Raw genomic sequence first — 14,434 nt, forward strand, 5'->3', positions numbered from 1 at the left:
GTCTGGCGTCCGTTTTGCTGCCAGATCTTCCCGTCCTCAGAAGGAGCACTCCCGTGATCACCGCCACCGGCATCGAGCTGCGCGCCGGGTCGAGGATCCTGCTCGACGACGCGACATTTCGCGTCGCTCCGGGCGATCGGGTCGGCCTGGTCGGCCGCAACGGAGCCGGCAAGACGACGCTGACGAAGGTGCTGGCCGGCGAGGGCGTACCGGCCGCGGGCCAGGTCACTCGCAGCGGTGACGTCGGCTACCTCCCGCAGGACCCCCGCACTGGCGATCTGGAGATCTTGGCCCGCGACCGGATCCTGTCGGCGCGTGGACTCGACGTCATCGTGCGTGATCTTCGTCTCGCCGAGGAGGGTATGGCGGCCGAGGACGAGGAGCGTCGCGAGAAGGCCATGCGGCGCTACACCCGCCTCGATGCCGAATTCACGACTCAGGGTGGCTACGCCGCGGAGTCGGAGGCCGCCTCGATCGCCTCGAGCCTCGGTCTGGACGAGCGCATCCTCAGCCAGCCGCTGCGCACCCTGTCCGGTGGACAGCGTCGACGTGTCGAGCTGACCCGGATCCTCTTCTCGGGCGCCGAGACGCTGCTGCTCGACGAGCCGACCAACCACCTCGACGCCGACTCCATCGTCTGGCTGCGCGACTACCTCAGGGCCTACCGCGGCGGCCTGATCATCATCAGTCACGACGTGCAGATGCTGGACACCGTCGTCACCCGGGTCTTCCACCTGGACGCCAACCGCGGCGAGCTCGACCAGTACAACGTCGGCTGGAAGACCTACCTGCAGACCCGTGAGCAGGACGAGCGTCGACGCAAGCGGGAGCGAGCCAACACCGAGAAGAAGGCCTCGACGCTGTTGGCGCAGGCCGACAAGATGCGGGCCAAGGCCACCAAGGCCGTGGCCGCGCAGAACATGGCTCGCCGCGCAGAGAAGATGCTCTCGGGGCTGGAGGGCGAGCGGCAGCAGGACAAGGTCGCCAAGCTGCGCTTCCCCAAGCCCTCGCCGTGCGGCAAGACGCCGCTCACTGCTGAGGGGCTGTCGCGGTCGTACGGCTCCCTCGAGATCTTCACCGACGTCGACCTGGCGATCGATCGCGGATCACGCGTGGTCGTGCTGGGACTCAACGGCGCCGGCAAGACCACACTGCTGCGGATCCTGTCCGGGGTCGACGCCCCGGACACCGGCGAGGTGCAGGCCGGACACGGCCTCAAGCTCGGCTACTACGCCCAGGAGCACGAGAACCTCGACACCGATCGCTCAGTGCTGGCCAATATGAAGTCGGCCGCACCCGATCTCGGCGAGACCGAGGTCCGCAAGGTGCTGGGCTCGTTCCTGTTCAGCGGAGACGACGTCAACAAGCCGGCCGGCGTGCTCTCCGGTGGCGAGAAGACCCGCCTGTCGTTGGCGCTCCTGGTCGTGTCGTCGGCTAACGTGCTGCTGCTCGACGAGCCGACCAACAACCTCGACCCGGCCTCACGCGAGGAGATCCTCGGCGCCCTGCAGACCTACGAGGGCGCCGTTGTCCTGGTGACGCACGATGAGGGCGCGGTCGAGGCGCTGCAGCCTGAGCGTGTCCTGCTGCTGCCGGACGGTGTCGAGGACCACTGGAACAAGGGTTACGCGGACCTCATCACCCTGGCCTGACCGCTACCCGGCCGGGATGCTGATCGGGATCTGCTGGCTGGTCTTGGCCTTGAACGGCTTCGTCGGTCCGCCGTAGCTCGCCGTGCCGTGCGCTTGATAGACGAGCGTCCCGGTCGTGAAGGTGTCGGGAACGAGGTAGGCGTACGTGCCGACCTGCTCGGCGTCAGCATCGGGGGCCACGGTGCCCGTTGCGGTCTTCAAGGTGATGACGTCGGGGTCGAGCTTCCACAGCCCACTGTCCGGATGCAGCCCGCCCTCGTTGAGCGGAACCTCGAGCCAGGCCTTGCCCGACGGAGCCCAGCCCTTTGCGGAGTCGAAGGCGGTGAGGAACACCGTCGAGATCGTGGCTGGATCGACCTTGGTGTCGATCACACCGTAGGACGATCCGAAGTCGACAGGCACCGGCTGCGTGGCCAGTGAGGCCCTGACCTGCTGCTGCATGTTCTTGCGGGCGCTGCCCACCGTCGAGACTGCCGAGCTGACGGCTCCGCCGGCGAGCGGCATGGACAGCGACTGCCCGTCGACCGTGGCGGTGAGGCTCGGTGCCTTTCCTTTGGCGATCGATGTCACCAGGACGTAGGTCCGGCGGTCAGCCTTGTCTGAGCACGGCAGCGACGCACAGGTCACCGTGAAGGTCTTCGCCTCAAAGGATCCCGAGGTGTGGCTGTCGTCGGGTGAGCCGTGCACGACCAGCCGCTGCCCGCCGACCGAGACCGACAACGTGGTCGACGCATCCTTCGCCGAGCCGGCGGCCGCGCTCCTGCCCGACCCGTTCGGGTCCGGGTAGGGGCTGCCGGGCTCGATGGTCACGCGGTACGCGCGGATCTCCTGACCATCGGCCGGCCGGTACGCCGCGGCACCCGTGCCACCTTCCACCCAGCCCGGCAGCACGTCGGAGGTCGCCTGAGCCAGCACCGAGATCGTCGCGGACGGCGTGACGAGCCGCGCCGGTATCGCCAGGTTGGTGAGCTCGAAGCCGCTCTGCTGCTCGCTCTCGGGGCGCATGACGGCGTAGTCCTTGAGTGTGCTCTGCGGCACCAGGGGAGCGGCCACCGTGCTCGCGTCCGCCGGGCTCTTGCCGTCCGGCCGCACGAGCAACGAGATGTCGACCGCAGAGGCGGGCTGCTCCAGGCTGCCGAGCGTGACCTCTGAGCTCGAGTCGGTGCCGTACGCGTCCCAGCTGTGGTCCTCGTCTGCACCTGGACGTCGGATGGGTCCGCAGAACACCTTGGGCACGACCGCGGTGCTTCGTGCGCTCTCACGGCGGAAGAAGCATGACGTGTCCGAGGCGACAGTCGCCGACCGGGCGTCGATGGCGCCTTGATTGGCGGAGATGAACTGGGTGTGAGCCTCGTTCAGCAGGGCCACAGGGTCGGTGACCTGCGAGCCGCCGATGATCACACTCTCCACCTGATGCTTGCCGTCCTCACCGCCGCAACCGGCGATCAGCCCGGCCATCACAACGGCGAGCAGGGCAGACGTACGGACACGATCGACAGACATCAAAGACACTCCCCAAGGAACGCGAACGACCAACGCCGGTCATCAAACCTGGCGCCAGAGGGCCAGGACGTTGTCCACAGGCACTTGACTCGTGGTTGGCGTCTCCTTGACCAACGGCAGACCGTCGTACGCCGCCGCTAGAGTCCCGTGGGTGACCTCACCTGCCCTGACCCAGCGTCCTCACCCGCGCCTCGACGTGGTGCAGGACGGCCCGATCCTGACCATCACGCTGGACGACGAACCGACTCGCAACGCTCAGGTCCCGAGCCAGTGGCTGGCCCTCGCTCACCTGGGGCGCACGCTCTCGCCGGAGGTGCGCGTGGTGATCGTGCGGGGTGCCGGACCAACATTCTCCTCCGGCCTCGACCGTCGGTTGCTGACCCCTGATGGACTGCCGGGGGAGCGGAGCCTGCTGGAGCAGGCGAGTGCTGGAGCGGAGTCGCTTGCTGACGAGATTGCTTCGTACCAAAAGGGATTCGCGATCTGGTCCGAAATTCCTGTCGTCACGATCGCGGCCGTCAAGGGCCACGCAGTTGGCGCGGGCTTCCAGCTGGCGCTGGCCTGCGACCTGCGGATCGTCGCAGACGACGCGCAGCTGATCATGCGGGAGACGGCCCTCGGCCTCGTGCCCGACCTGACCGGCACCCACCAGCTCGTGCGACACGTCGGCTACAGCCGAGCGCTCGAGGTGTGCGCCACCGGACGTCCGATCGGAGCGGATGAGGCTGTCGACTGGGGACTGGCTTCCCTCAAGGTGCCGACCGCCGACCTCGACGAGGCGGCTCGTGACCTCGCGGATGCGGTCATCGCCAGCCCGCCTGATGCGATCCGCGAGCTCAAAGGACTGCTGCGCTTCGCCGTCACCTCGACGCCGGAGCAGCAGCACTACGCCGAGCGGTCGGCGCAGGTTCGACTGCTCAGGGCACTCGTGGATCAGCCGTCCAGGAATGCCTCGTCTTGACCTCAAGTTGACTTCAACGAGCACAGTGATCACGACGATGCCGGACGGGCGCTGAGCAAGGCGCCGCCCGGGGAGCGCGCCGCGTGGCTACAGCAACCGGCGTACGACGAGAGGAGGGCACATGTCGATGGGTGCCTGGCAGGCGATGAACTCGATGACGCGAGACGCGTCCGTGAAGGACGCGCGCCTGCGTCCCGGGACGGCGCGTCGGGTGATGACCTACGCCACTCCGTACAAGCGGACGATCATCGCGTTCCTTGCCCTGACGATCCTCGAGTCGCTGCTCGTGGTCGCCACACCGTTGCTGCTGAAGCAGATCGTCGACGAGGGTGTCGGCGGCAAAGACTCGGGCCTGGTGGTCCGTCTGTCCCTGCTGGTCGGTGTCGTGGCTGTCATCGGTGCGCTGCTGTCGGTGGTGGAGCGGCTGATGTCCTCACGGATCGGTGAGGGACTGATCTTCGACCTGCGACGCCAGGTGTTCAGTCACGTGCTGCGCCAGCCGATCGCGTTCTTCACCCGCACCCAGACCGGTGCCCTAGTGACTCGCCTCAACTCAGACGTCATCGGCGCTCAGCAGGCCTTCACATCCACGCTGTCCAACGTCGTCAGCAACGTGGTGATGCTCGTCGTCATCGTGGTCGCCATGGGCACGCTGTCCTGGCAGCTGACGCTGCTGTCGCTGGTCCTCGTGCCGATGTTCCTCATCCCGACCCGGCTCATGGGCCGCCGCCTGGCCGGGCTCACCCGGGAGCAGATGCAGGAGAACGCCGGTCTCGGCGCTCGGATGTCCGAGCGGTTCAACGTGGCGGGTGCCTTGCTCGTCAAGCTCTACGGACGCCCTGACCAGGAGGACACCGAGTACTCCGACCGCGCGGGTCGAGTGCGCGATATCGGCGTGATCATCGCGCTCAACCGCTCGGTCTTCATGGTCGGCCTCACCCTGATGGCGTCGATCGCGACCGCACTGGTCTACGGGTTCGGCGGTGTGATGGCCGTCAACGGCACGTTGACCGTCGGCACCCTGCTGGCCCTGGCCACGCTGCTCGGCCGCCTCTACACACCGCTGACCACGCTGTCCAACGTGCGGGTCGACGTCATGACCGCCCTGGTGTCGTTCGAGCGCGTCTTCGAGATCCTCGACCTGCAGCCACTGGTCAAGGAGCCCGACCAGGCGAAGCCGCTGCCGACCGGACCGCTCGCGGTCGAGTTCGATGACGTCTCGTTCGCCTACCCGTCCGCGGACGAGGTCTCCCTCGAGTCACTCGAGACCGTGGGCGGTGGCGACCGTGGTGCCGGCTCGACCGTGCTCCACGACGTGAGCCTGCGAGCGGAGCCGGGTCAGCTGGTCGCGCTGGTCGGGCCGAGCGGTGCTGGCAAGACGACGATCACGAGCCTGGTCGCTCGGCTGTACGACCCGACCGAGGGCAGTGTCCGCATCGGCGACGTCGATCTGCGTGATGTCGCCTCCACCGACCTGCGCAGCCGTCTGGGCGTCGTCTCCCAGGACGCGCACCTGTTCCACGACACCATCCGCGCCAACCTGCTCTACGCCCGGCCGGAGGCTTCCGACGCAGAGCTCGAGGACGCGCTGCGAGCCGCCCAGGTGTGGGACCTCATCCACGCGTTGCCGGAGGGACTCGACACCGTGGTCGGTGACCGCGGCCACCGCCTGTCCGGCGGAGAGAAGCAGCGGCTGGCCATCGCCCGGCTGCTGCTCAAGGGGCCGTCGGTCGTCGTGCTGGACGAGGCCACGGCGCACCTGGACAGCGAGTCCGAGGTCGCCGTGCAGCGTGCGCTCGACAGCGCCCTCGCCGGTCGCACCTCACTGGTCATCGCACACCGTCTCTCGACCGTGCGCGACGCCGACCAGATCCTGGTCATCGACGGCGGCACGGTTGTCGAACGCGGCGATCACCTGAGCCTGCTGTCCCACGGCGGCCTGTACGCCGACCTCTACCGGACGCAGTTCAGAGACGCCGGCGACGAGCAGCCGGTCGGCGCCTGACCCAGGTCAGTCCGTGGTCGGCGCGGAGGGCGTACGACGTCCGCGCCGACTGGTCTTGGCCTGGGCCTGCCCGACGAGCGCGACGGCGACACCGGTGGTGACCGGCACGCTCAGCACGAGCGCGACGGAGCCCACGAGCGTGCTCAGCACCTCGGCCGCGATGAGCTCGGACTGCAGGATGTCGAGCAGCGGGCGGTCGTAGACCGAGATGAGCAGCAGGGTGCCGAGGGAGGCGCCAGCCCAGGCGAACGCGATGGTGTAGACGGTGGAGGCGATGTGGTCGCGTCCGATCCGCATGGCCCGACGGAACAACGACCGCCGGTCGGTCTCACCCGCCTCGGCGAGCTCCCACACGGCCGACGCCTGGGTGATGGTGACGTCGTTCAGGACGCCCATTCCGGCAATGATCATGCCGCACACGACGACAGCGGTCAGGCGCATGTCGGGAGCAGCCTGACCGAGCAGGTAGTCGTCGTCGGTCGCGGCGCCGGTCAGATGGGTCCAGCTCGTCGCACCCCAGCCGAGGAGGGCCGACAGACCGAGTCCGAAGACCGTCCCGAGCAAGGCTGTCGTGGTCCGCACGCTGAAGCCGTGCGTGCAGTAGAGGACGACGAACATGATGGCCAGACAGCCGACCAGGCCCACCAGCACAGGGTTTTCGCCACCCACCAGACCGGGAAAGACGAACCACGTCAGGATCGCCGCTCCGAAGCCCAGCCCGACCAGAGCGAGCAGCCCACGCCACCGGGCGACACCGATCACTACGACCGCAAACAACGCGGCAATGAGCGCGAGGGGCAGGCCGCGCTCGAAGTCGGCGAACTCGTACGTCACGGGCTGGCCGGGAATCACCGACCGCGCCAGCCGGACCTTCTGGCCCGCCTTGGGTGAGGTGCTGAGGACCACGTTGTCGACGGTCACCTGCTCGGCCTTGCCCTTCTCGGGGCCGCCGCGGATGTCGACGCTCAGCACGGCGCAGCGGTTCTCCGGCGAGGTGTCGCCGGACGCGCCGCTCGATGGCGAGCTGGCATCAGAAGGGGCGGGCGCGCCCTCCGAGTCACCGGCGCCCCCGCCGTCGCCTGCGCCGCCAGGACCGCCGCCGGCTTCCGAGCACGACATCGGCTTGACGAAGGTGATCGTCCCGGCAACCGTGGTGGTGCCGGCCGAGCTGACCTGAGTCACCGACTTCCGGACGTGGGAGGACAAGCTGTCCGGCCACAGCAGCACCAGACCGGCGATCGTGAGCAGCGCGACGGGCACCAGGATCGCGGCGAGCAGCCGCAGCGCCGTACGACGGGTGTCGCGCGCCTCCTGCAGATAGGCGCGGTTCCGGCGCAACGGCGGCTCGATGTCGCCGTGACTGTGGCCGTGCGTCATCGCGGATCCTTCGGGTCAGGCATCTTCCTCGTCCCAGATGCGGATCTTCTTCGGGCGAGCGGGTCGCGCCTCAGGATCCTGCTCTCGCGCCTCACGACGCGCCGAGAACAGCACAAAGATCGGTATGGCCAGCATGCCCACCCACCACTGGATGGCGTAGCTCAGATTGATACCGGCCGCCGATCCCTGGTCGGGCTTCTCCAGCGCCTGCGGGCGGGTCGGGCTGGCGCCGGTCGGCAGCCGTTCGGACCGCATGCGGATGTACGCGTCGTAGAGCTGGGTGCCGGTCTGCCGCTCCACGTCGGCGACATTGATCGAGGACACCTGGCCCGGGATCGGCGCGCGACCGAGCTCGGCCTCACCGGGACGCAGCCAGCCGACGACCGTGACCTGGCCGGCCGGCGTGGCCGGGAGCGGCGGTGGAGTGGCCGCGTTGGGACCGTTGGGTACCCAGCCGCGGTCGATCAGGACGCTGCCGCCGTCGAGGAGTCGAAGCGGCACCAGGACCTCGTAGCCGAAGGTGCCGTTGCTCGGACGGTTGCGCACGAGGAGGCGGTGGGCGGCGTCGTACGTCCCCTCGAGCCGGACCTGCGTCCACTGCCGAGCGGGCGGGAACGGGGAGTGTGTCGTGGGCAGGATCCCGGACAGGGCGACCGGTGGCGCGTCGTAGTTGTCGCCGATCTGCGTCTGCATCGCATGCTTGGACTCCCACCGGTGCCACTGCCACCGACCGAGCAGCAGGCAGGCGAGCGCGGCGATCATCGCGACCGCCAGCCAGGCCAGCCAGCGCCTGGTCAGCAAGACACGAAGCACCCCGTGACCGTACCCGCCGTAGATTGGAGCCATGCAGGACCTTCCGCTGCAACCAGGAGCGCTCCGCGACGGCTACGGCCGGGTGGCGCGAGACCTTCGTGTCTCGGTCACCGATCGCTGCAACCTGCGCTGCACCTACTGCATGCCTGCGGAGGGGCTGCCGTGGATGGCCAAGCCGGAGATGCTGACCGACGACGAGATGGTGCGCCTGATCGGCATCTTCGTGGGGCTTGGCGTCAGTCAAATCCGGTTCACCGGCGGCGAGCCGTTGCTGCGCCGGTCGCTCGTCGATGTCGTACGCCGGGTGGCGGCCCTCGAGCCGCGGCCCAGTCTCGCCATCACCACCAACGGTATCGGGCTTGATCGGTTGGCCGCGCCGCTGGCGCAGGCCGGCCTGGACCGGGTCAATGTCTCGCTCGACACGGTCGATCCGCAGACGTTCAAGCGGCTGACGCTGCGGGACCGGTTCGCCGATGTGGAGGCGGGGCTGAAGGCTGCGGCGGACGCCGGCCTGACACCCGTCAAGGTCAACGCGGTGGCGATGCGAGACGTCAACGACACCGCGGTCGCCGACCTGCTGCAGTGGTGCCTCGACCGGGGCTACGAGCTGAGGTTCATCGAGCAGATGCCGCTGGACGCGCAGCACGCCTGGGAGCGCGAGCAGATGGTCACCGCTGCGGAGATCCGGGAGCGGCTGGGGGAGCGCTTCACTCTCACACCGCTGCCCGATAACGACCGGGGCAGTGCGCCGGCCGAGCGATTCCTGATCGACGGCGGGCCGGCCACAGTGGGCGTGATCGCGAGCGTGTCTGCGCCGTTCTGCGGTGCGTGCGACCGAACGCGGCTGACGGCCGACGGCCAGGTGCGCAACTGCCTGTTCGCACGGGGCGAGTCGGATCTGCGGGGGCTCCTGCGAGGTGGCGCGACAGACGAGCAGATCGCCGCGGCCATCACCGGTGAGATGGCGGCCAAGCTTGCGGGGCACGGCATCGACGACCCGTCGTTCGTGCAGCCGGACCGACCGATGTCGAGCATCGGCGGCTGAGCCCTCCAGCTAGGTCGTGGCGTCCAACAGGATCTTGGCTAGTTCGAGAGGTTCGGAGAGCATCGGCCAGTGGCCGGCATTCAGGTTGACGATCTGCCAGGTATCGCTGGTCGCGAGCCTGGCCACGTCATCTGTCGGCTTCGGCCCATCGATCAGACACTTGACGTATGTCACTGGCAGGTCACTCAGCGGCCCAGACAGCGTCGCCGGCTCGGTCAGTGTGGCGCCAGGGTGTGGGGTGGAGCCGGTGACGATCCGATCGATCTGTGGGGCAGTGAGTCCCTGGCCGGCGTAGTCACCAGCCTTGAGCGGCGGCCACAAGCCGTCGTTGTCGGCAAGCGCGGCCTGGAGCATTTCCTGCCCTCGTGGTGACCAACCTGACGCGAACGACTGTCCGTCAGTCGGAACGTTGGCATCCACGAGTATCACGCGGCGCAACCGGTCGCCGAGACGCCCGGCGGCTTGGCAAACTGGGATACCCGCGTAGCTGTGACCGACCAGGACCACGTCCCGGAGCGGCAGTGCCACGTCAAGGACGTCTTGGACGTGCGCCGGTTGACCAGCCTGCTCACCGCTCCGTTCGGCCAGACCTGACAGAGTCACCGGATGCGCCCCGTGACCGGCAGCTCGCAGCTCGGGAACCACGTCTACCCACGCCCATCCTCCAAGCCATGCTCCGGGCACCAGTACAAACTCAGCCATGCCGGGAGGCTAGCGTCGCGGTCCGACAGACTCCTCGGGCGAGTGCGTACGACGTAGTTCCGTGCGCCACCGAGCCAGGCCCCGGTCGCGCACTGAACCCATCAGAGAAGAGTGACGGTTGCTGACGCAGGATGAGGCGCGCGCCCTGGCCGTGCGGGCCCAGGGATTCGGGCTGGTCTACCACGAGCCAGTCGACGTACTGCGCCGACTGGGCGCGATCCAGCTCGACTCGGTCAATGCCGTGGCGCGCAGCCACGAGCTCACGATCTTCTCCAGGTTCGGCCAGTACGACGTCACGGCACTTCTCGACCGGATCTATGCCGACCGGTGTGGCTTCGAGTACTGGGGGCATTCAGCGAGCTGGATCGACATCGCTGACATCGCCCTGTTCCAGCACCGGATGGCCCGGATGAGGGCCCTGGGCCGTGGGGCGACCACCGTCAACAAGCAGGTACGTGACGAGCATGCCGACCTCTATGCCGAGGTGCTCGACCGGATCGACGCGGAGGGCCCGCTGACCGCGTCCGACTTTGCCGGGGTCCGCCCCGACGGCGGCTGGTTCAACCACAAGCCGGTCAAGCGAGTGCTCGAAGACCTGTACGACCAGGGTGTCCTGATGTGTGCGGGCCGTGGCAAGGGCTTCACCCGACGGTATGACCGCGCCTCTCAGGTGCTCGGCACGGCAGCGCCGGATGACCCTGGCAGCGACGAGGCGGCATACCGGCTCGTGGTGCGGGCAACGGCCCGGCTCGGAGTAGCCACGGCGAAGGAGGTTGCGGACTACTACCGGTTGCAGCGCTGGAAAGCGCCGTGGCGAGACGCGCTCACCGCAGCTGTCACAGACGGTCAGGTCGCAGAGACCCAGGTGGCAGGCTGGTGCGGCACTGCGTACGCGGACCCGGCGGCGCTGGACGGTCCGCTCACTCCACCGGAGCACCGTCCTGCCTTCCTGTCGCCGTTGGACAACCTGCTCTGGGATCGGCCCAGAGTAAAACGAGTGTTCGGTTTCGAACATACTTTTGAGATCTACAAGAAGCCGGAACGGCGACGGTACGGCTACTACGTCCTACCGCTGCTAGCCGCTGGAGAACTGGGCGGCCGGGCCGACCTCAGGTACGACCGGCATGCCAGCGTCCTCCTGGTGCAGGGACTGTGGTTGGAAGGTGCGACCGCCGATGCCGTCGGTAGTGCGCTCCGCTGCATCGCCGACCATCTCGGCGCTGACGACATCTCCCTCACAGCTCCCGCAGGATCTGTCGAAGCCGACGTGATCAGGCGCGCTCGTAGCAACTAGTCGGATGGTCGGCAACGTTCACAGCTCCATGAGGTCGCGACCGACCACGACGTCGCCCGCGAACGTCGCACCGGAGCGGACCTGCTCCAGCCAGTAGCCGTCAGGGAGGTCGGGCTGGCTGGGGACCAGATGGGACAGCACGAGCGTACGGACCCCGGCGGCCGAGGCGATCGCCGCGACGTCGGTGGCGCTGGTGTGTGACGCGATCAGGTGCTCACGCAGCCGGTGTCCGTTGGTGTGCTGCTCCAGCGTGGCGATGGAGGGCACGTCGAGAACCTCGTGAACCAGGATGTCGGCGCCGCGTGCAAGAGCGACGAGGCTGTCGCACGGCGCGGTGTCGCCGGAGATCACGTACGACCGGTCGTCCGCGTCGATGCGGTAGGCATACGCGTCCATCGGCGGATGGTCGACGCGAGCGCAGGTAATGCGAACCCGGTCGTCCTCGAAAACCGTTCCAGCGGAGGCGATCTCGCGTACGTCGAGGAGGTCCTCGAAGGGGGGACGGCCCTCATCGACAACGCGCGTCTCGACGTCGACGCGGGCGACCTCGACGTATGCGTCCATCATCCGACGCAGCGGCGGCGGTCCGATCACTGCAACCGGGGTGCTCAGGTCGGCGCACCACGCGAGGTGCACGACGGCGCCGACATCAATGTTGTGATCGCTGTGGTGGTGCGTCACGCAGACCGCCGTCAGGGATCGTGGCGGCAGACCGGCTCGGGCCAGCTGACGGGCCACGCCGCTTCCCGCATCGATGAGGTACGTCCGGTCGCACCACGACGGCCTGCGCCGGGGCCGCTCGGCCGGCCTTCGGGGTAGGCCCGCCGGCCGTACCCAGCAGAACCAAGCGGCTTCTCATGTCGTGTCGGCGTCGAGCTCGGTCACGGGGACGACGTCGCGCAGGAAGCCACGGATCGACAAGAACTCGCTCAGCGAGTCTCGGTGCTCCTCACACGCGAGCCAGACCTTGCGACGCTCAGGGGTGTGCAGCTTGGGGTTGTTCCAGCGGATGCCGTAGGCGGCCGTGGCCCGGCAGCCCTTGGCACTGCAGACCAGAGATGCGGGTGTGCTCACGACGGAGCGTGCCCGGCCTGCCCGGTCGGTCCGGTCGGTCCGCGGTCGATCTGGTGCGGCGGGTCGTCCGGTGTGACCGAGCCCAGCACATCGATCCGGCGATGCTGGGTGGCGTTGGCGGCGACGACCGCCACGTAAGGGAGCACGACGGCGAGCGCGACACAGATCCAGCGCAGCGGGCCGGTGAAGACGACGGCCAGGATGAAGCACAGCGTGCGGATGCCCATCGAGATCAGGTAGTTGCGCACCCGCTTGCGATGGTCCTCCTGCGGGTTGACCGGCAGCATCGTCGCCGAGGGGACGACGTCCGGCTGCTGGCCACGCTTGCTCATACGTCCCACCGTACGCCGCGGGCCTGGGAGGCCCGGCAGGCTACCCCGGGGTAGTCCTATACCGTCGCTGCGAGCGATCCGCGTCGATGCGGACGACGACCTGGAAGGACCGTCTTGAGCAGTGCAGGCGAAGCCCGGAACGTGCTCGTCACCGGGGGCAACAGGGGGATAGGCCTGGCGGTCGCGCGCGCGTTCGCCGCGGATGGCGATCACGTGATCGTCACGTCGCGCTCGGGCGAGGCACCGGAGGGCCTGGACGCCGTCGCGTGCGACGTCACCGACACGGCTTCGGTCGACGCGGCCTTCACCGAGGCCGAGAAGCGGTTCGGTGGCCCGGTCGAGGTGCTGGTCGCCAACGCGGGCATCACCCAGGACACCTTGCTGATGCGGATGTCGGACGACGACTTCGCCTCCGTGCTGGACACCAACCTCACCGGTGCGTTCCGGTGTGCCCGGCGCGTCAGCAAGGGCATGCTCAAGCTCAAGCGGGGCCGCATGGTGTTCATCTCCAGCGTTGTCGGGCTGTACGGCTCACCCGGCCAGGCCAACTACGCGGCCAGCAAGGCCGGACTCGTCGGGCTGGCTCGTTCCATCACCCGAGAGCTCGGTGGCCGCGCCATCACGGCCAACGTCGTGGCACCGGGCTTCATCGACACGGACATGACGCGAGCCCTGCCGGAGAAGCAGCAGCAGGCGTACATCGGGCAGATCCCCGCCGGCCGCTTTGCCGAGCCGGACGAGGTCGCCCGCGTGGTGCGGTTCATCGCCAGCCCGGATGCCGGGTACATCAGCGGTGCGGTGATCCCGGTCGACGGCGGCCTGGGCATGGGCCACTGACCTCCTGAACCACAGCGACTTCGACGGACAAGGACAGACACACATGGGACTGCTGGACGGCAAGAAGATTCTGGTGACCGGAGTCCTGATGGACTCCTCGATCGCCTTCCACGTGGCGCGGCTGGCGCAGCAGGAGGGCGCCGAGATCGTGCTGACGTCGTTCGGGCGCACCATGAAGATCACCCAGACGATCGCCAAGCGGCTGCCTCAGACGCCGCCCGTGCTTGAGCTCGACGTCACCGACAAGGAGCACCTGGACTCCCTCAGCGAGCGGCTGGGGGAGCACGTCGATCGCCTTGATGGAGTGCTGCACTCGATCGGCAACGCTCCGCAGGGCGCGTTCAACTTCATGGAGGCGAGCTGGGAGGAGGTCGCGCCGGCGATCCACACCTCGGCGTACTCCCTCAAGGCGTTGTCCGTCGCGGCGCTGCCGCTCATGCACAGCGGATCATCGGTCGTGGGCCTGACCTTCGACGCCAAGTTCGCCTGGCCGGTCTACGACTGGATGGGTGTCGCCAAGGCGGCCTTCGAGTCGACCAGCCGCTACCTTGCCCGTGACTTGGGACCGAAGGGCATCCGATGCAACCTGGTCTCGGCCGGCCCCGTTCGGACCACCGCGGCCAAGTCGATCCCGGGCTTCGAGGCCTTCGAGACCATCTGGGGTGAGCGTGCGCCGCTGGGCTGGGACATCCGCGACCCCGAGCCGGCAGCACGGGCCTGCGTGGCGCTCCTGTCCGACTGGTTCCCTGCCACGACCGGCGAGGTCGTGCACGTCGACGGAGGCGTCCACGCCATCGGCCAGTAAGCAGCGGTGATGGGCCGGTTGACCTCGTTAGGCT

Annotated in this window: 14 protein-coding genes; 7 read left to right on the forward strand and 7 right to left on the reverse strand. The window is 68.3% G+C overall.

The window, feature by feature from the left end; translation table 11 throughout:
- The first annotated feature begins 53 nt into the window (after positions 1 to 53).
- Entirely contained in the window at positions 54 to 1,652 is a 1,599-nt protein-coding gene (locus VV02_RS14605) for an ABC-F family ATP-binding cassette domain-containing protein (protein ID WP_052592574.1), read from the forward strand.
- Between the two features lie 3 nt (positions 1,653 to 1,655).
- Here VV02_RS14605 and VV02_RS14610 read toward each other — a convergent pair whose 3' ends face one another.
- Positions 1,656 to 3,155: a hypothetical protein gene (locus VV02_RS14610; RefSeq protein ID WP_052592576.1), complete on the reverse strand. Its 1,500-nt coding sequence runs from the start codon at positions 3,153 to 3,155 to the stop codon at positions 1,656 to 1,658.
- Between the two features lie 151 nt (positions 3,156 to 3,306).
- Here VV02_RS14610 and VV02_RS14615 point away from each other — a divergent pair, with 151 nt between their 5' ends.
- Together VV02_RS14615 and VV02_RS14620 are read left to right on the forward strand one after the other, a co-directional pair.
- Complete coding sequence (locus tag VV02_RS14615) at positions 3,307 to 4,116, forward strand: enoyl-CoA hydratase/isomerase family protein (RefSeq protein WP_052597047.1); 810 nt, start codon at positions 3,307 to 3,309, stop codon at positions 4,114 to 4,116.
- A 121-nt stretch (positions 4,117 to 4,237) separates the two neighbouring features.
- Positions 4,238 to 6,121 carry an ABC transporter ATP-binding protein gene (locus VV02_RS14620; RefSeq protein ID WP_052592579.1) on the forward strand — a complete coding sequence of 628 codons (1,884 nt, stop codon included), beginning with the start codon at positions 4,238 to 4,240 and terminating at the stop codon, positions 6,119 to 6,121.
- A 6-nt stretch (positions 6,122 to 6,127) separates the two neighbouring features.
- On the opposite strand, the gene VV02_RS14625 is transcribed toward VV02_RS14620, so the two are convergent.
- Positions 6,128 to 7,498 carry a YibE/F family protein gene (locus VV02_RS14625; protein ID WP_052592580.1) on the reverse strand — a complete coding sequence of 457 codons (1,371 nt, stop codon included), beginning with the start codon at positions 7,496 to 7,498 and terminating at the stop codon, positions 6,128 to 6,130.
- A 15-nt stretch (positions 7,499 to 7,513) separates the two neighbouring features.
- The gene (locus VV02_RS14630; protein WP_169787694.1) at positions 7,514 to 8,311 is read right to left on the reverse strand and encodes an SURF1 family cytochrome oxidase biogenesis protein; all 798 of its coding nucleotides are present in this window, start codon (positions 8,309 to 8,311) and stop codon (positions 7,514 to 7,516) included.
- Between the two features lie 31 nt (positions 8,312 to 8,342).
- On the opposite strand from VV02_RS14630, the gene moaA reads away from it, so the two are divergent.
- Positions 8,343 to 9,356, forward strand: coding sequence for a GTP 3',8-cyclase MoaA (moaA, locus tag VV02_RS14635; RefSeq protein ID WP_052592584.1), 1,014 nt, complete (start codon positions 8,343 to 8,345; stop codon positions 9,354 to 9,356).
- A gap of 9 nt (positions 9,357 to 9,365) precedes the next feature.
- Here moaA and VV02_RS14640 read toward each other — a convergent pair whose 3' ends face one another.
- A complete protein-coding gene (locus VV02_RS14640) occupies positions 9,366 to 10,058 on the reverse strand; it encodes an alpha/beta fold hydrolase (protein WP_052592586.1) in 693 nt (230 codons plus the stop codon).
- A gap of 118 nt (positions 10,059 to 10,176) precedes the next feature.
- Here VV02_RS14640 and VV02_RS14645 point away from each other — a divergent pair, with 118 nt between their 5' ends.
- Complete coding sequence (locus VV02_RS14645; protein WP_052592588.1) at positions 10,177 to 11,352, forward strand: winged helix-turn-helix domain-containing protein; 1,176 nt, start codon at positions 10,177 to 10,179, stop codon at positions 11,350 to 11,352.
- An 18-nt stretch (positions 11,353 to 11,370) separates the two neighbouring features.
- Here VV02_RS14645 and VV02_RS14650 read toward each other — a convergent pair whose 3' ends face one another.
- The 3 genes from VV02_RS14650 to VV02_RS14660 all read right to left on the reverse strand — a co-directional run bounded on the left by VV02_RS14650 (position 11,371) and on the right by VV02_RS14660 (position 12,758).
- Positions 11,371 to 12,090: an MBL fold metallo-hydrolase gene (locus VV02_RS14650; protein WP_052592590.1), complete on the reverse strand. Its 720-nt coding sequence runs from the start codon at positions 12,088 to 12,090 to the stop codon at positions 11,371 to 11,373.
- Between the two features lie 117 nt (positions 12,091 to 12,207).
- The gene (locus VV02_RS14655; protein WP_052592592.1) at positions 12,208 to 12,426 is read right to left on the reverse strand and encodes a hypothetical protein; all 219 of its coding nucleotides are present in this window, start codon (positions 12,424 to 12,426) and stop codon (positions 12,208 to 12,210) included.
- Entirely contained in the window at positions 12,423 to 12,758 is a 336-nt protein-coding gene (locus VV02_RS14660) for a DUF3099 domain-containing protein (protein ID WP_052592594.1), read from the reverse strand. Before VV02_RS14660 ends, VV02_RS14655 begins: the two co-directional genes overlap by 4 nt.
- 114 nt (positions 12,759 to 12,872) lie before the next feature.
- Here VV02_RS14660 and VV02_RS14665 point away from each other — a divergent pair, with 114 nt between their 5' ends.
- Positions 12,873 to 13,595, forward strand: a complete 723-nt coding sequence (locus VV02_RS14665) for a beta-ketoacyl-ACP reductase (RefSeq protein WP_218917416.1) — start codon at positions 12,873 to 12,875, stop codon at positions 13,593 to 13,595.
- Positions 13,596 to 13,638: 43 nt separating this feature from the next.
- Positions 13,639 to 14,400, forward strand: a complete 762-nt coding sequence (gene fabI, locus VV02_RS14670; RefSeq protein ID WP_052592599.1) for an enoyl-ACP reductase FabI — start codon at positions 13,639 to 13,641, stop codon at positions 14,398 to 14,400.
- Positions 14,401 to 14,434: the final 34 nt, after the last annotated feature.

The sequence above is a fragment of the Luteipulveratus mongoliensis genome, from assembly GCF_001190945.1.
GTDB classification, from domain to species: domain Bacteria; phylum Actinomycetota; class Actinomycetes; order Actinomycetales; family Dermatophilaceae; genus Luteipulveratus; species Luteipulveratus mongoliensis.